Below are 18,170 nucleotides of genomic sequence, written 5' to 3' on the forward strand. Positions count from 1 at the left end.
CTCAAAATTCAGCTTAAATTAATGATTTAAAGCATTAAATATGAAAGCATTACGAATACTTCTAAGCATCATAGTCATATTACTGGCTCTCTTTTTTATAGGTGGGATGCTTTTACCAAAAACATATAAAATCAGCAGAACGGTAATAATCAATGCAACAGACAGTCTGGTTTATATGAACGTTGCCGACATGAATAATTTCCTGAGATGGAATCCCTGGACCAAAATAGAACCGGAAGCAAAAGTAACAATCAGTGGTGTACCGGCTCAAACCGGTCATTTATGGGAATGGAAAGGCAAAAAAACCGGCTCCGGAACAATGGAATTAATTCAGGCCCAGCCTTATTCATTGGCTGAATTTCAGTTACATTTCCTTGAACCTTTTGAAAGTCAGGCCATTTCCGGATTTACGTTTAAAAAGACAGCTGAAGGAACAGAGGTAGAATGGTATATGAGCGGTAAAGCAAATTCTATCCCCGACCGCTGGATGGGATTAAGCATGGATATGATGATGGACAAGGACTTTACCAGCGGGCTGCAGGCATTGAAAGAGTTGTCTGAGAAATAAACTCAGACAATATTTCACCCCTATCGTCCTCGTTTGAAACCTACCATGTACCCATAAATATTCAGGATAAATTAATTACCCGACGCCGAAGGTGTAGTATGTGAAAGATGTCACAGACATGCGATCACCTTCGGGATCGGGATTTATGTATTCATCTATTACTATAGACATTTGACCCTTTCCGGGTCAAATTACAATCCCAAAATATTAGAACTGATGAAGATGTGGGTACACAGTAGCTTGTAAACGCGGACGAGAGGAAGTGATCTGAGAAAGGGAATAGCTCAGATAATATTTACTTCACGCTCCAGTATAATTCCGAATTTTGAATTCACGCTTTCAATGATAGATTCAGAAAAGGCATAAATCTCTGAACCTGTACTTCCGCCGTGATTTACCAGTACCAATGCCTGGTTTTTCCAGGTACCCGTATTTCCAAAACGTTTCCCCTTCCATCCGCAGGATTCAATCAGCCATCCGGCAGATATTTTAACGAAACCTTCGCCTGCAGAAAAATTAACCATTTCAGGAAATGCTGTTTTCAGTTTTTCAAACCGGGCTTGAGGAATAACAGGATTCTTAAAGAAACTTCCCGCATTACCGATTGTTGCGGGATCAGGTAATTTACTCACACGAATATGCGATATTACCGCAGATACATCTTTGATGCACGGCTCAACAATACCTCTCTTCTGAAGTTCTTCGGTAATGGCACCATAACTTAATTTCGGATTAAAGTTTGCTGACAGTTTAAAACTAACTTCCGTGATGATGTATTGTCCCTTTAATTCAGATTTAAAAACACTATCACGATAGCTGAACCGGCAATCCTCCTTACTGAAAACCCTTATTTTACCTGTGGCGATCTCAAATGCCCTGCAGGACTGAAATACATCCTGTAGTTCTACACCATAAGCCCCGATATTCTGTACCGGAGAAGCTCCTACAGATCCCGGAATGAGACTTAAATTTTCAATTCCGGCAAATTCATGATCTACGCAATAATTAACCAGATCATTCCAGACTACTCCCGCACCGGCACTTACAAAAATATCATCCCCTTTCCGCTCAAACCTTATTCCGGGTATTTTCATATGAATAACCAAACCCTGATAATCAGCCGTAAAGAGCATATTACTTCCGCCACCAAGTATCAGCCGGGGCAGATTCTTCCATTCAGATTCTGCAAACAAAGCACTAAGATCTGCCTCTGAATTAATCTCTGTAAACCGGACAGCTTTTGCTTCAACGCCAAAAGTATTGAGTGCCCTCAGCGAATAATTTGAGTGAACCTGCATGCTAATTTTTTATAATTTGAGGTAAGAAGATCATTTATCCTTTCTGAAATACTTTTTTGAAGCCAGAAGCAATCCATACTCTTCAGATGGCAGTTTATGCATTGATTTATGATGAATCTTGTGTGCCCTTCTGATACCCAAAAGATAAGGATTATTTGTTTTAAAACTTTTAAACCGGTTATGTATAAACCAGTCGTGGAAAATAAAATAAATTACGCCATAAACTGAAATCCCTGCTCCGATCCAGAATCTGTAATCCGGTTCTGATCTGCCAAGCCACATCAGATAAATGGATAAAAATGCAAAAAGAAAACTGAAAATATCATTCAACTCAAACCATCCTGATTTAGGCTGATGGTGAGTGCGGTGTATGAACCATAGCGGACCATGGAATAAATATTTGTGTATAAACCATGAGAACGCTTCCATTGCTGCAAGCGTTCCCATGATGATCATAATATTTATCAGTATTTGCATATAAATCAGTTGTCTGTTGCCCGTTGTCAGTACCGCACCCCAAACAAAAAACAGCCCAAATACTTAAAACGTACTACGTAAAACTTGAAACTCAGATATGTATCGCTCTGTTCTCAGTAGCTGCCATACTTGCCTCTCTGAATGCTTCAGTATAGGTTGGATGAGCATGAGAGATTCTTGCGATATCTTCAGCAGATGCTCTGAATTCCATAGCAACAACTGCTTCAGCAATCATATCAGCGGCACGTGGTCCGATCATATGCACGCCCAGAATTTCGTCAGTTGCAGCATCGGCCAGCACTTTAATGAATCCATCAGAATCATTACTTGCACGGGCACGGCCACTGGCTTTGAACGGGAATGAACCTGCTTTATATTTAACTCCGCTTTCCTTCAGCTGTTCTTCGGTATAACCTACACTGGCAACTTCCGGCCAGGTGTAAACAACTCCCGGAATCAGGTTATAATTGATATGAGGTTTCTGACCTGCAATAACTTCAGCAACATAAGTTCCTTCGTCTTCTGCTTTATGAGCCAGCATAGCTCCTTTGATCACATCGCCTATGGCGTAGATTCCAGGCACGGAAGTCTCGAGATGATCGTTAACCGGAATTTTCTTGCCACGCTCCTCAAGTGTGATGCCTATATTCTCTAAGCCCAGATTTTCAGTATAAGCCGTACGGCCTACAGCAACCAGGCAATAATCTCCTTCCAGAGTCACTTTTTCGCCTTTAGGGCTATCTGCAGTGACGGTCACCTTACTTCCTTTAACAGTAGCACCAGTTACTTTATGACTCAATAAAAACTCCATCCCCTGCTTTGCAAGTACCTTATGAAGCTCTTTACCCAAGCTCTTATCCATGGTACCGATAATTGAATCCATAAATTCAACAACAGTAACTTTTGAACCCAGACGCGCATAAACTGAACCCAGCTCCAAACCAATCACACCCCCACCTATCAGAATAAGATGTTTCGGAATTTCAGTAAGATTCAATGCCTCTGTCGAAGTTATGATGCGCTTACCATCTGTTTTAAGGAATGGAAGCTCTGTAGGTTTTGACCCTGTAGCCAGAATAATATTTTTTCCGGTAATGTTCTCAGATGATCCATCAGCCTTGATTACCTTCACTGTATTTTTATCTGCCATCGAGCCAATGCCCTGATAAGTAGTGATCTTGTTTTTCTTGAAAAGATAGGAAATGCCTCCGGTAGTATGAGAAACAACCTCATCCTTACGTTTAACCATTTGCTTCAGATCAGGTTTCAGATCTTTCAGGTTAATTCCATGCTCTTTAAACGTATGCAATGCATTGTGATAATGCTCGGATGAATCCAGCAATGCCTTGGATGGGATACAACCAACATTTAAGCAGGTACCTCCATAAGTACTGTATTTTTCTACGATTGCGGTTTTTAAACCAAGTTGGGCACAACGGATAGCCCCAACATAACCACCGGGACCACTTCCAATTACTATTACGTCAAATTGCATGTAAGAATATCTTTAAATTTCAATCAAAGTTAATAATTATCAACCCTTAAAAAAATCAGATCAATAAAATGTAAAATCATTCAGTCAGAACATGATGCATTTTATTTATCTAAATTTGGATAAATGAATGCTCTTGTTCATTTCACTACCCCAATATTGCCAATATGCTCAGAAAACATAGCCTCCTCACCGGATTATTACTTCTTATACACACAGCTTTATTCTCACAAAACAGCATATTCAGCAGAGCCGATACTCTAAGAGGCACATTGAGCAATGAGAGACGTTCTTACGATATTAATTATTACCATTTAGACATCAGCATTGACATAGATAACAAATTCATCCATGGATCAAACCTTTTCAGGTTTAAGGCAATTGCAGATATTAAAAAACTCCAGTTCGATCTTTTCGAGAACCTTAAGATTGATAAAATAATTTACCGGGATAAAGAGATTCCATACAAAAGGGAATTCAATGCGGTGTTCATAGACTTTCCTGATCCCGTTCAAAAAGGCAGTACAGATGAATTCAGGGTTTTTTACAGCGGTAAACCTGTCATTGCGCTGACTCCACCCTGGGATGGGGGCTTTACCTTTTCTAAAGACAGCCAGGGAAAACCCTGGGTAAGTGTGGCATGTCAGGGTTTAGGAGCAAGCTCATGGTGGCCCAACAAAGACCATCAATCAGACGAAGTTGACAGTATGCTCATCAGTATTACCGTACCAAAAGGGTTAATGAATGTGAGCAACGGACGTTTGAGATCAGTTACAGATACCAATCGTAACCAAACACGCTTTGACTGGTTTGTTTCCTATCCCATCAACAATTACAATGTAAGTCTGAATATTGCTGATTATGTTCATTTTGAAGATTTCTATCAGGGAGAAAGGGGTAAACTTTCCCTTAATTATTTTGTGCTGAGAGAAAACCTGGAGAAGGCCAAAAAACAATTCAGCGCTAATGTAAAACCCATGCTGAAGGTATTTGAAAACTGGTTTGGCCCCTATCCATTCTACCGCGATGGATACAAGCTTATTGAAACCCCATATCTGGGCATGGAGCATCAGACTGCCATAGCCTATGGCAATAAATACCTGAACGGATATTCAGGACGTGATCTTTCGGAGACCGGGCATGGACTGAAATGGGATTATATCATCGTTCATGAAAGCGGGCACGAATGGTTTGGAAATAATATCAGCAGCAAAGATATTGCCGATATGTGGATCCACGAAGGGTTTACTATGTACTCTGAAGTGCTTTATGTGGAAAGCCGTGATGGGAAAGCTGCGGGAACTGAGTATATCAGGGGTATCAGGAAGAGTATCCGGAACGACAAAGCAATCATTGGCCCTTATGGTGTAAACACTGAAGGATCGGGCGACATGTATTATAAAGGTGCAAACCTTATTCACATGATCAGAACTTTAATTGATAATGATAATAAATGGCGTGAAATACTCCGGGGACTTAATTCTTCTTTCGGGCTTCAGACCACAAGTACCGAAGAAATACTGGCTTTTATAAACAGAACCACAGGAAAAGACTTCAGCAAAATATTCGATCAGTACCTTCGTTTTGCTGATTTACCCGTTCTGGAATATAAAACAGAGGGAAATCAGACCTCTTATCGCTGGTCGGCAAATGTTTCGGGTTTTGATATGCCGATTAGAATCAAAAATAGCAAACAATATCAATGGATCTATCCCGAGACCCGCTGGAAAAAGCTAAAATCCGCTACATTTATTCCCGACACAGACAATTTCTATTTCAGAACAAATATGATTCAATAAATAATCAATTACCTGCAACGTTTTCTCTGACATTGCGTCTTATATAAAAAAATATAAAAGATGAAAATACTCAGAAAAATTCTTGCAGCCGCTTATCTGATACTAGTTGCATCAGATTTTGTTTGTGCCTCAACCGCAGTTTCAGTAATTAACAACAGAAGAATTCTTGCTGATGAAACCCGGAAAGTTTCCGGATTCGATGGTATATCATCATCAGGCAGCTATCATGTATTCATTACCATGGGTAATACTGAAAGCCTCCGCCTGGAAGGTGATGCTGAACTGATCAATGAGATAGATACCCGGGTTGAAAACGGTATTTTAAAGATCAGAAACAAGAAACAAATGAACCATCGTACCTGGAGTAACCGGGGCAGGGTGAACATTTATATCCATGCAAAGAAATTGAATAGTATTCTTCTGAGTGGATCAGGGAATATAAAAGTAAACGAAAAAGTCAATTCGGAAAAGCTCAGCAATATTGTCAGTGGGTCAGGTAGTATTGAACTAAATATGGATGTTGATGAATATACAGCAACCATTAGCGGTTCAGGTAAAATTATTGCCAGAGGAAAAACAGACAATGCTAAGCTTACCATCGCCGGTTCAGGCGATTTTGACGGAGATGGCCTGCATACTGCAAATACATCAGCAAAAGTAAGCGGATCTGGTGACATCAGTATTCAGGCCGACAAAAACCTCGACGCCTTAGTGAGCGGGTCAGGAGATATCAGATACAGTGGTAATGCCAATGTAAAAAGTACGAAGAGTGGATCAGGGAAAATTTCCAGACAGTAGATTCCATTGTGTGTTGATAACGATTATCGTTAGCTGACGGTTCTCCGGACTTCCCTCTAAATAAAAATGGTGCTTCAAATTTAAATGAAGCACCATTTTTTATTTGAAAAGGTTACTGTTAAACTCCCAGCAACAATCTGGCCGGATCTTCCAGCAATTGTTTTACCCTTACCAGGAAGCCTACTGACTCGCGTCCGTCGATAATTCTGTGGTCATACGATAATGCAACATACATGATCGGGCGTATTACTACCTGACCATTCACTGCTACAGGGCGTTCAACAATATTATGCATACCCAATATAGCAGACTGAGGAGCATTGATGATCGGAGTTGACATCATGGAACCAAATACACCACCATTGGTAATAGTAAATGTACCACCGGTCATTTCTTCCAAAGTCAATTTACCATCCCTTGCTTTTACAGCCAGCTCAACTACGGTTGATTCTATCTGGGCAAGAGACATTGCTTCTGCATTTCTGATAACCGGAACAACAAGTCCTTTAGGTGCAGAAACTGCAATTGAAATATCTGCGAAGTCGTTGAAAACAATTTCCTCACCTTCAATGCGGGCATTAACAGCAGGAAATTCTTTAAGAGCTTCACAAACTGCTTTTGTAAAGAATGACATAAATCCAAGACCAACACCATGTTTCTCTTTGAATTTATCTTTGTACTTGGCACGCAATTCCATGATTGGCTGCATATCTACCTCATTAAAGGTAGTTAACATAGCAGTTTCATTCTTAACAGAAACGAGGCGCTTGGCAACAGTTCTTCTAAGCGAAGACATTTTCTCACGACGTTCATTTCTTGAGCCCGGAACAAGTGCCGCTTTTGCTGCAGGAGCTGCTTTAGGAACGCTGCTTTCAGCTTTCTTAGCAGAAGAGGCATTCAAAGCATCTTCTTTTGTTAATCTTCCGCCAACACCACTTCCCTGAACGTCAGCAGGATTAACACCCTTTTCAGCTAATATTTTTGCAGCAGCAGGAGATGGAGCACCGGCTGCATAAGTACTTGCCTTAGCATCTTCCGCTTTTGCTGCAGGTGCTGCTGCTTCAGGTGTTGCCTCAGCTGCAGGTTTAGCTGCTGCAGGACTGCCACCTTCTTCAATACTACAAACAGGCGCACCAATAGCAAGGGTATCTCCCTCACTGGCAATTGTTTTTAAAGTTCCTGCTTTTTCAGCTGTCAGTTCAAAGGTTGCTTTATCAGATTCCAACTCGGCAATTACTTCATCCATTTCTACATAGTCGCCATCTTTTTTAATCCACTGCGACAATGTAACTTCAGAAATGGATTCGCCAACAGGCGGAACTTTGATCACTAAACTCATAATGTTTTTTTGTTATTACTATTAGTCAATATCTACGATTTTCTTCGTTGCTTTTTCTACTTGCTTCTTTACTTCCGGACCGGCAGCATCATCAAATGCTCTGGTAACGATATACAACTGCTGAGCAATATGCTGTTTTGCGTAGCCGGTAGCGGTACTGCTGCTTTCCTTACGGGATATCACTTCAAAGTTGAGAGATGATTTACGGAATTTTCTGGAAATATAAGGCCATGCTCCCATATTTTCAGGCTCTTCCTGTACCCAGAAGAATTCTTTAGCCTTACTGTATTTTTTCTGAACAGCTTCAATCTGATCATAAGGCAGCGGATATAATTGCTCAAGACGAACAATTGCTACATCCTTTCTCTTATCAACCCGCTGTTTCTCAAGCAAATCATAATATATTTTACCGCTGCAGAACAGAACTCTTTTCACATCAGTCGCTTTTACAAAGCTGTCATCAATCAGTTCCCTGAATTTGCCATCCGTAAATTCTTCCAGATTGCTTACACACTGAGGGCTTCTCAACAGACTCTTAGGAGTAAATACTACCAAAGGTTTGCGGAAATTACGCTTCATCTGTCTGCGTAAAAGATGGAAGAAGTTTGCCGGAGTAGTACAGTTTGCAACCTGAATATTTTCATCAGCACATGCTTCCATGAATCTTTCGATCCTTGCTGATGAGTGCTCGGGGCCTTGTCCTTCGAAACCATGAGGCAGAAGCATTACCAGTCCGTTTGAACGCTGCCATTTTGTTTCAGCACTGGTGATGAACTGATCGATCACGATCTGTGCGCCATTCATAAAATCTCCGAACTGAGCTTCCCAAATGGTTAATGCCATTGGATTTGCCAAAGCATAGCCATATTCAAAACCAAGAACTCCATATTCAGATAAATGCGAATTGTAGACATCGAATTTTGCAATACCTTTATCAAGTTTTGATAATGGTACATATTCTTCTTCTGAATCTTCAAGTGTTATTACGGCATGTCTGTGAGAAAATGTACCACGCTCCACATCCTGACCGCTTAATCGTACACTGAACCCTTCCTGAATCAGGGATCCATAAGCCATTAATTCGCCCATAGCCCAGTCAAACACCTTGGTGTCTGCCATTTTCCGTCTCTCTTCAAAGAGTTTCTCAATCTTCTTAAAGAATTTCTTATCTGAAGGCAGTGTACTTATTTCTTTAGCAATTGCCAGTAAAGTTTTTGATGACAACCTGGTCTCAACCGGTATAGCCAGAGCTCCGGGTTTAGCCAGTTCCAATCCTTTCCATACACCACCGAAAACATTATGAACCGCTGAATAGGTTTTATCCTCTTTAGCCTCGTTCAGTCTCTCCTGCAGCAAAGCACGGAAATTTTTCTCCATCTCTTTGGCCAGGTTGGCATCAACGCTTCCCTGTTCCATTAATTTCTGATTGTATATCTCGCGCGGATTGGCATGTTTCTCAATTGCCTTATATAACAAAGGCTGAGTGAATTTGGGCTCATCTGCCTCATTATGACCGTAACGACGGTAACATAAGATATCTATGAATACATCATTATGATATTTCTGACGGTATTCAACAGCCATATTGATTGCGTAAACCAATGCTTCAACATCATCACCATTTACGTGAAATACAGGCGACAAAGTAACTTTGGCCAGGTCAGTACAATAAGTAGATGAACGGGCATCTTTGTAATTGGTTGTAAATCCAACCTGATTATTGATTACCAGGTGAATGCTTCCTCCTGTTTTGTACCCATCAAGCTTTGCCATCTGAATCACTTCATAAGTGATACCCTGTCCGGCAAGCGAAGCATCACCATGAATAAGAATCGGGGCAATCCGGTTATTATTTCCTTCGTACTTAAAATCAATTTTAGACCTCACCATACCCTGAACAACCGCATCAACGGTTTCGAGGTGAGATGGATTAGGACAAAGACTCAGGTGTACACTCTTACCTGAGAATGTATTAACGTCCATTGAATAACCCAAATGATACTTCACATCACCACCATAAGGGGTATTCTCATCGAAGCCTTTCCCTTCAAATTCAGAAAAAATATCTTTATATGTTTTATGCATGATATTGGCGAGCACGTTCAAACGACCGCGGTGTGCCATACCAATTACAAACTCATCGATACCCAGTTCTGCACCTTTATGGATTACAGAATCCAATGCAGGAATTACAGATTCAGCACCCTCCAGAGAGAATCTCTTTTGTCCTAAAAATTTCGTTCCAAGGAAATTTTCAAAAACAACAGCTTCATTAAGCTTTGAAAGAATTCTCTTCTTGGTTTCAATATCGAATTTAGGAGTATTGCGCTCAAACTCCATTCTCTGCTCAAACCATTTGAGCTTTTCAGGATTTCTGAGATATTTATACTCAACTCCTATTGACTGGCAATAGGTTTGCTCCACAAGAGCAAGAATGTCTTTTAATTTGGCAGGGCCAAGGCCAACTTCAACACCTGCATTAAAAACTGTTTCAAGATCCGCATCACTTAATCCGAATGTTTCCAGTTCCTTGCCGGGAAAATAAGATCTGCGCTCGCGCACCGGATTTGTTTTAGTAAACAGGTGTCCGCGCTGTCTGTATCCATTGATCAGATTTAACACCTTGATCTCTTTCAAAAAATGATCAGGAGTATCTGTACTAACTACTCCTGCTTCAGAACCACGACCAAAATCGAATCCTTCAAAAAATTTCTGCCATCCAAAATCAATTGACTCCGGATCTTCCTTATATGACTGATAGAGAGAATCGATGTAAGCTGAGTCTGCGTTACTGAGATATGATAAGTTGTTCATTTAAAAACTAAGTCTTTTACGACACAAAAATAAGATTTTAAGCATAGAATCTGTTAAAACTGTCTTCTATTTTCGATTTAAGAAACAGCATTGATACACACGGAATCTACGGCGGAAAATTAAGAAAAATTGTTCAGGAATTAAGACCGTAAAATACTCAAAAGCCCCTCTGCGATCTGAAAAAAATCAACTTCTGCTTTTTCAGGCTTTTGCCAGAGGCAAACAACATGTAGCATCAGCATAGTTTTTCAACTGATATTCAAGACGTTCGGCCTCGGATAAGTTCCATGGCTGATGAATATTCAGATCATTAACTGAGCTAAGTTCAGGAATCCATAAGCGGACATAATCACCATGCGGATCATAATCAAATGCTTGTTTGAGCACATTAAAATGCCTGTACACCCGCGGATCATTCCCAACTCCTGCTATATAAGCCCAGTTACCCCAGTTATTTGCAGGACAATAATCGATAAGCTTTTCCTCAAAATAAGCCGCCCCCCACTTCCAGTTGACCTTAAGATCCTTAACCAGAAAACTTGCCACGTTCTGCCGTCCTCGGTTACTCATGAAACCTGTTGCATTCAACTCTCTCATGTTGGCATCAATAAAAGGAATTCCGGTTTCTCCTCTTTTCCAGAGTTCAAAAAGCTCTTTTTGATTTTCAGACTCTTCGGGTACATTTCCGTTCAATCCGCCTTTATGGAAAAATTTATTCCCATATTTTTTAAACATAAACCGGAAGTAATCCCTCCAGAGCAGCTCCAGATACAAACTGTATGTAGAATCATTCGCTCCGTTTGCCTTTTCATATTTCTTAATTTCCCAATATACTTCACGTGGCGACAGGCATCCCATTGCTATCCAGGCGGAGAATTTTGAAGAATAATCAGCGCCAATGAGTCCGTTTCTGGTTTGTTTATATTTTTTTACTGCATGGCTTTCCCAGAAGTACTCTTTCAAACGCTTTAAAGCTTCGGTCTCACCCCCTTTAAATTTCATCACAGACCGTTCATCCATGCTCTCGGGCTCAGAAAAACCAAGATCAGATAACGAAGGCATGCTTCCACAATCCATGTCAGGAGGGAACTGCATTTTGCCCGGATCTTCAAAACAAGATCTGACCGTACCATCGCGCTCTACCTTTTTCCTGAAAGTTGTAAAGACATCCGGAATAGAATTAATGGGAAAAGGAAGATCTTCTTTGTGATAAAGTGTATGTCCGATAAAGTGCCGGAGATTTATTTTCTGCTTCCATAAGGCATCCTCTACCAGACTTGAAACCCCTGTTTCTTCAGAAGCAACCTCCCTGTGATGATACACTTCATGTACATTATAACGGCTCACAAGTTCAGGAAGTATTTCTTCAGGTTTACCCCGGCGGATAATCAGATCGCCTCCCGCATTACGGAAAGACTGCCTGAGATCTGCAACACTTTCCAGAAGAAATGCAGCTCTGAAAAATCCGGTTTTGAGCGAATTAAATGAAGTGATTTCAAACTGCCGGGGATCAAAACAATATACCGGAATAATGAAATCACCTTTACGAGCAGCCTCGGTCAGTATTTCATTATCATGAATCCTTAAATCCTTTCTAAACCAAACCAGTATGGTTTTACCACTCATATTTATAAGTACTGCACCTGAAAATGCCGGCAGCCTGTTTTATTCTGAATTGAAAATTTTTCCAAATTACGTGGTTCCAATTGATTAATTCGATCATTTTGATGTAAGATTTTAATTATATCTGCATATTCATTAACAAATTCGTATTTCTGAGATACAATCGGACCCTCTTTTTAACTTCTGAGATAAGGAATTACTGAGATTTTTTTCATTATATTTAATAAGCTAAACTATCCAGGTATGAAAACGGTTAAAAATATCCTCCAAAACAAATCTGCCTCAATTTATTCAGTGAACCCTGACACTTCAGTTCTGGACGCATTGCAGGTTATGATGGATAAAAACATCAGTGCACTGCTTGTGATGGAAGGGATAGACCTGAAGGGGATTTTTACCGAGAGAGATTATGCCCGCAAAATTATTTTAAAAGGCAAGTCATCGAAGGAAACGAAAATAAAGGATGCTATGACTTCAGATCTGAAGACGGTAAACCCGGGAACATCCATTGATCTTTGCATGCAGATCATGACTGAAAAGCATATCAGGCATCTACCTGTAAAAGAGGGGAATCAGGTAATCGGAATGATTTCAATCGGCGATCTGGTAAAATTTGTGATCGAAGATCAGAAGCAAACAATAGAGCAATTGCAGAGTTATATCAGCAGTTAAACTGCTGCATTCGGGTGTATAAGTCCGGAATTATTTTTTATCGATAATCAGACGGTTTACAATTCTGTCGTTTTCAAGATGCTCATTAACAATCTCTTCCACGTCATTTAATTCAACCTTACCGTAAAAAACACCATCAGGATAGATTGCTACTGTAGGGCCATGCTCGCAAAGATCAAAACATCCTGTTCTCTGGGTTCTCATTTCTACATCAATTCCTTTCGCCTTGGTTAGCTTTTTGAATTCGGCAATTAGTGCAGATCCATGTGCTTCACCACAGCAAACACGTGCACCTTCAGGGCGCTGATTAGTACAAACGAAAATGTGCTTTTTATAGATCATTGTATATTAAAACAGGATTATAGATGATTAATTGAAAAGATAGGATTTAACTAAAGTCTACTTAACATCAGTAACTTTAACTGTAAAATCCAATGTTGAAAATGGAGGCATTCCCCTATTCGGATCACCAGAAAGACCATAGGCTAATGGAGAAGGTACAATCATCTGAAGGTTACCTCCCTGCTTGATTAATGGTATAATCTGCCTCCATCCCTCAATGAACCCACTAAGTTTCAAAGTAGTGGGATTCCCTGCAGTAGTCTTATCAAACACCTTACCGTTAAGGTATTTACCTGTATACTCAACTGATACAGTAGAGTCTATTGTAATCGGGCTCCCAGTACCAGGATCAGCAATTTTGTAATAAATTCCAGTAGCCGTTTTTGTGAAACCGGTCAAACTGTTTCTTGACAAGTAATCTTTAATAACAAAATCATCATATTCCGGAATTTTAGAAGTTTCAAGAACTTTGACAGTAATATCCAGCGATGCATTGCCGGGAATACTGCCTGCACCATTACGTCCGAAAGCCAGACGGGAAGGAACGATCATTCTGATTGTCCCATTTGCTTTTTTAAGCACTTCCTTTACACCTACCCTTAAAGGTTCAGGATTATAATACCCCAGATAATTAAAATAACGGTTACCCATATTAAAAGTATCCTGAGAAACATATTTACCGTCCAGCGAACGCATAGTTACAATTGCAGGAATCTGATCAGAATATTTCAAATCAGCACCTGAACCCGGTACCACTACCTGATAGAAAACTTTAGTATCCAGGTATTCCTGAACGTTCAGATTGTTCTGTTTAATGTACTCCTGTACAGTTCTGTCGTCAATCACTTCAATACTTTCATATTCCTTTTCACAGGCTACCAATATGCTTAACAACAGAAACCCCGGAAGGGAATATTTTAAAAATTGCTTCATTTCCTCTAAAAATTATTGAACATCAACCAGTTCCACTTCAAAATCAAGAACTGAATTGGCCGGAATTGTACCCGCTCCCTGATTACCATAGGCATAGCCGGAAGGAATAAACATTCTGATTTTTCCACCTTTTTGTATCAAAGGAACACCGATCTGCCATCCAACGATAACGTTTCCAAGTCTGAATGTTAAAGGCTGAGTAGTAGTCTGATCAAAAACATTTCCACTCAGCAGCCTTCCTACATAATTAGCTGTAACCTGAGTATTTGCAGTATATGTAATATTTCCGGAACCCGGCTGAATAATCTGATAATATAATCCGCTGGAATGCTTTATTGCAGCAATATTCTTATCAGCAAGAAATTTTGTAATCAGGGCATCATCAGTCTTTGCCTGAACTTCAGGATTAAAATTATCTCCTTTAAGACAAGAGCCAAGGCTGAACATGGCAATAAAGGAAAGTACTAGTAAATATCTGGCTTTCATATTGCTGCAAATTTATCCTTTTAAAAGTTAAAAAGTAAGGATTAACATTATTTAACAATAATATTTTGATTTGATGGGAATCAGCTTTGAAAACCTTCAGACAAAAAATGGTCTTCAGGTATCTGTTTTAACGATTGCGCCGGGTTCAAGCAGCATATTATAAAGAGCAAAATTTGCACGGTTCACATCTATTAAGATGCTTACCCCCCCGCTTGTTTAAACTCCGGCACTCTGCAACTCTTCTGCGCTTTTATCCCTCTCCCCTGCAGAGATAAATTGTTTAAGAGATGACACCATTACCTGAACCTGCCCTTAAGAGGAAATATGCATACACCCTGTTTTTTAGCGAAGCAGACATTTGACAAAGCCATGATAATTGAAAGTCGAAAAATAAAAACCCCAGTGCTATGGCTTGCACTGAGGTCAACAAAACAAAAACAAAAATCAATAACAATATTTATTTGCTTCAATCAATTGTTTGGCAACATTCTGTCTGCAGGTTTTAATATTGAACGGTTCTGTTTTGGTGAAGCGTCTCAAACCCACCAGCATCATTCTTAGTTCATCCCCTTCAGCGAAAGAGTATAATGCTTCCTTACCTGCTGACGCAACTCTGTCTACCGACTGATAGAGGTAAATTCGCATCATATCCAGCTGTCCGCAGCAAGCTTCCTCACCTCTCATTTTAACCAGCTTCTCAACGCGAAGAATAGTTGACTCAGCTACATAAACATAACCGATGATATCAGCAATATTCATCAGAATTTCCTGTTCTTTCGAGAGGGTCATCATCAGTTTCTGCACGGCAGCCCCTGCTATCATCAGACCTGCCTTCTTCAGATTCTGTAAAATTTTTTTCTCTGCGGCGAATAAAGTGGTATCCTCTTCTCCAAAATCAGGGATTGACATCAATTCCCCTGCTACTGCCTGTGCCGGTGTCATCAGGTCAAGTTCTCCCTTCATGGCACGTTTCAAAAGCATATCCAGAATAAGCATACGGTTAATTTCATTGGTACCCTCAAAGATTCTGTTGATACGGCTGTCGCGATAAGCGCGTTCCATCGGAGCTTCGGCAGAATAGCCCATGCCTCCATAAACCTGAAGACCTTCATCAACCACATAATCAAGCATTTCGGAGCCCCATACCTTTAATATTGCACACTCAACTGCAAACTGTTCGGTTGATTTCAGTTTAGCCTGCGAAGGGTCCATTCCTTCGGCTACCAAAGCATCGTATGCATCATCGATATTTTGACCTGCCCGGTAGGCCGCACTTTCAATTGCAAAATTACGGGTTGCCATTTCGGCCAGTTTATATCGAATAGCTCCGAATTTAGAGATCGGCAATCCGAACTGAACACGTTCATTTGAATAATTAATAGCCTGATCCAGTACTTTTCTGGATGAGCCGATCGCCGCAACACCCAGCTTAATCCGGCCGATATTCAAAATGTTAACTGCGATTTTAAATCCGTTTTCACGCTCTGAAAGCATGTTCCCTACAGGCACCGGACAATCATTAAAGAATACCTGACGGGTTGAAGAGCCCTTGATACCGAGTTTATGCTCCTCAGGATTCATGGTTATACCACCAAAAGTCTTTTCTACAATGAAGGCAGTCAGGTTCTTATCCTCTCCAATTTTGGCAAATACGATGAAAATATCGGCAAAACCTCCATTGGTGATCCACATTTTCTGTCCTGTAATCAGGTAATGAGTCCCTTCTGCATTCAAAACAGCTTTTGTCCTTCCTGAATTAGCATCAGAACCTGAGTTTGGTTCAGTCAAGCAATAGGAAGCTTTCCATTCACCGCTTGCCAGCTTAGGAATATACTTATCCTTTTGCTCCTTAGTACCATAATAAAGTATAGGAAGGGTTCCGATACCAGTATGAGCAGAAAGTGCAACGGCAAAAGAACAACCCGGACCAACACAGTCTGCAACAAGCATAGATGTGTTAAAATTCTTTCCAAAACCTCCGTATTCTTCCGGAATGGATACTGCGAGCAGACCAAGCTCACCTGCCTTATCCATCAGACTTTCCATTAAGCCTTCTTCCTGATTATCAATCCTGTCGAGATTAGGAAAAACTTCTGCCTGTAAAAAATCCTCACAGGTTTTCTTAATCATCAGCTGTTCTTCATCAAACTCCTCAGGGATAAATACATCTTCACAAGCGGTTTCGCGGATGATGAATTCTCCGCCTTTGATTGATCTGCTTTTTACCGGTTCCATAGTATTATTGTTAATGGATTAAGGCATATAGAGCAAAGAATGTAATCGCTGACATTCTATATGCAATTTATACTTAATCATTGTTCTTATTTCGTTTTTACTACATGATTTCAAAAATACCTGCAGCTCCCTGCCCTGTTCCAACACACATAGTCACCATCCCGTATTTTTTTTCGCGTCTTTTCAGCTCGTTAAAAAGCTGAACAGAAAGTTTAGCTCCCGTACAGCCTAAGGGATGCCCCAGAGCTATTGCCCCACCGTTAACATTCACAATTCCCGGGTTCAAATCAAGTTTTCTGATTACTGCCAGCGATTGAGATGCAAATGCTTCATTCAGTTCAATCAGATCAAGTTCATTCTGCTTCATGCCTGCCTTTTTAAGAGCCATTGGAATGGCTTCAACCGGACCAATACCCATAATTCTCGGAGGTACACCCGCCACTCCATAACTTACAAGACGCGCAATCGGCTGAACATTAAGCTTCTTAAGCATACTTTCCGAAACAACGAGTACAAATGCTGCACCGTCTGAAGTTTGAGAGGAATTTCCCGCAGTGACAGAACCTCCTTCAGCAAAAACAGGTTTCAGTTTTGCCAGCTTATCAAGAGCAGTATCCGCACGCGGACCCTCATCAGTATCAACAATATATTCTTTAGTCTTCTGTTTTAAGTTTTCATCCAGATAAGTCTCTTTTACAGTAATCGAAACGACACCATCCTTCAGATGACCATTCCTGATGGCTTCAATTGCTTTCTGATGTGAATTAAATGAAAATGCGTCCTGATCCTCGCGACTTACCTGATACTCTTTAGCAACAGCCTCGGCGGTTAAACCCATCCCCCAGTACCAATCAGGATTGTTCTTCGCTACTTCAGGATTGGGCACGAGCTTCCATCCACCGAATGGCATACCTGACATGACCTCTACCCCGCCGGCAATAATACAGTCAGCCATTCCCGAATCAATTTTAGCTGATGCTATTGCAATTGTTTCAAGTCCGGAAGCACAGTAACGATTCACCGTCACACCCGGAACTTTATCGGTATCCAGACCCATCAAAGAAATCATACGGGCAATATTCAGGCCCTGCTCCGCTTCAGGGGTAGCATTTCCTACAATCACATCATCAATTTGCTCCTTATCAAGGTCCGGAACAGATGCCACCAGATGTCTGACAACCTCTGCCGCCAGATCATCAGCCCGGGTGAAACGAAATACGCCACGGGGAGCTTTTCCTACGGCGGTTCTGTATGCAGCTATGATATATGCCATAATTTATTATTGTATTGCGTC

General features: G+C 40.6%; 15 protein-coding genes. 4 read left to right on the plus strand and 11 right to left on the minus strand.

Features of this window, described 5'->3' with window-relative positions; genetic code table 11:
* The first annotated feature begins 40 nt into the window (after positions 1-40).
* Positions 41-568: an SRPBCC family protein gene (locus P2W72_RS15535; RefSeq protein ID WP_276364508.1), complete on the plus strand. Its 528-nt coding sequence runs from the start codon at positions 41-43 to the stop codon at positions 566-568.
* Between the two features lie 284 nt (positions 569-852).
* Here the strand turns inward: P2W72_RS15535 and murB are convergent, their stop codons facing one another.
* The 3 genes from murB to lpdA form a co-directional block, all read right to left on the minus strand.
* A complete protein-coding gene (gene murB / locus P2W72_RS15540) occupies positions 853-1,866 on the minus strand; it encodes a UDP-N-acetylmuramate dehydrogenase (RefSeq protein ID WP_276364511.1) in 1,014 nt (337 codons plus the stop codon).
* A gap of 30 nt (positions 1,867-1,896) precedes the next feature.
* Entirely contained in the window at positions 1,897-2,343 is a 447-nt protein-coding gene (locus P2W72_RS15545; protein WP_276364515.1) for a sterol desaturase family protein, read from the minus strand.
* Positions 2,344-2,434: 91 nt separating this feature from the next.
* The gene (gene lpdA / locus P2W72_RS15550; RefSeq protein WP_276364518.1) at positions 2,435-3,838 is read right to left on the minus strand and encodes a dihydrolipoyl dehydrogenase; all 1,404 of its coding nucleotides are present in this window, start codon (positions 3,836-3,838) and stop codon (positions 2,435-2,437) included.
* A gap of 164 nt (positions 3,839-4,002) precedes the next feature.
* Here lpdA and P2W72_RS15555 point away from each other — a divergent pair, with 164 nt between their 5' ends.
* Entirely contained in the window at positions 4,003-5,634 is a 1,632-nt protein-coding gene (locus P2W72_RS15555) for a M1 family metallopeptidase (RefSeq protein WP_276364521.1), read from the plus strand.
* Between the two features lie 60 nt (positions 5,635-5,694).
* Positions 5,695-6,432 (plus strand): head GIN domain-containing protein, encoded by a 738-nt coding sequence (locus P2W72_RS15560; protein WP_276364524.1) that lies wholly within the window; start codon positions 5,695-5,697, stop codon positions 6,430-6,432.
* 118 nt (positions 6,433-6,550) lie between these two features.
* On the opposite strand, the gene odhB is transcribed toward P2W72_RS15560, so the two are convergent.
* The 3 genes from odhB to P2W72_RS15575 all read right to left on the minus strand — a co-directional run bounded on the left by odhB (position 6,551) and on the right by P2W72_RS15575 (position 12,211).
* Positions 6,551-7,771, minus strand: a complete 1,221-nt coding sequence (gene odhB, locus P2W72_RS15565) for a 2-oxoglutarate dehydrogenase complex dihydrolipoyllysine-residue succinyltransferase (protein ID WP_276364527.1) — start codon at positions 7,769-7,771, stop codon at positions 6,551-6,553.
* Positions 7,772-7,792: 21 nt separating this feature from the next.
* Positions 7,793-10,585, minus strand: a complete 2,793-nt coding sequence (locus P2W72_RS15570; protein ID WP_276364530.1) for a 2-oxoglutarate dehydrogenase E1 component — start codon at positions 10,583-10,585, stop codon at positions 7,793-7,795.
* A gap of 201 nt (positions 10,586-10,786) precedes the next feature.
* Complete coding sequence (locus P2W72_RS15575) at positions 10,787-12,211, minus strand: DASH family cryptochrome (protein ID WP_276364532.1); 1,425 nt, start codon at positions 12,209-12,211, stop codon at positions 10,787-10,789.
* Positions 12,212-12,451: 240 nt separating this feature from the next.
* Between P2W72_RS15575 and P2W72_RS15580 the strand changes: the two genes are divergently transcribed.
* Complete coding sequence (locus tag P2W72_RS15580) at positions 12,452-12,880, plus strand: CBS domain-containing protein (RefSeq protein ID WP_276364535.1); 429 nt, start codon at positions 12,452-12,454, stop codon at positions 12,878-12,880.
* Between the two features lie 30 nt (positions 12,881-12,910).
* Here P2W72_RS15580 and P2W72_RS15585 read toward each other — a convergent pair whose 3' ends face one another.
* The 5 genes from P2W72_RS15585 to P2W72_RS15605 form a co-directional block, all read right to left on the minus strand.
* The gene (locus P2W72_RS15585; protein ID WP_276364537.1) at positions 12,911-13,222 is read right to left on the minus strand and encodes a (2Fe-2S) ferredoxin domain-containing protein; all 312 of its coding nucleotides are present in this window, start codon (positions 13,220-13,222) and stop codon (positions 12,911-12,913) included.
* A 57-nt stretch (positions 13,223-13,279) separates the two neighbouring features.
* On the minus strand, positions 13,280-14,155 hold the full coding sequence (locus P2W72_RS15590) for an FKBP-type peptidyl-prolyl cis-trans isomerase (protein ID WP_276364540.1): 876 nt from the start codon (positions 14,153-14,155) through the stop codon (positions 13,280-13,282).
* Between the two features lie 12 nt (positions 14,156-14,167).
* Positions 14,168-14,641 (minus strand): FKBP-type peptidyl-prolyl cis-trans isomerase, encoded by a 474-nt coding sequence (locus P2W72_RS15595; protein WP_276364542.1) that lies wholly within the window; start codon positions 14,639-14,641, stop codon positions 14,168-14,170.
* 444 nt (positions 14,642-15,085) lie between these two features.
* Positions 15,086-16,876 carry an acyl-CoA dehydrogenase family protein gene (locus P2W72_RS15600; protein ID WP_276364545.1) on the minus strand — a complete coding sequence of 597 codons (1,791 nt, stop codon included), beginning with the start codon at positions 16,874-16,876 and terminating at the stop codon, positions 15,086-15,088.
* A gap of 100 nt (positions 16,877-16,976) precedes the next feature.
* Positions 16,977-18,152 (minus strand): acetyl-CoA C-acyltransferase, encoded by a 1,176-nt coding sequence (locus tag P2W72_RS15605; RefSeq protein ID WP_276364561.1) that lies wholly within the window; start codon positions 18,150-18,152, stop codon positions 16,977-16,979.
* Positions 18,153-18,170: the final 18 nt, after the last annotated feature.

Source organism: Daejeonella sp. H1SJ63 (assembly GCF_029360775.1).
Taxonomy (GTDB): domain Bacteria; phylum Bacteroidota; class Bacteroidia; order Sphingobacteriales; family Sphingobacteriaceae; genus Daejeonella.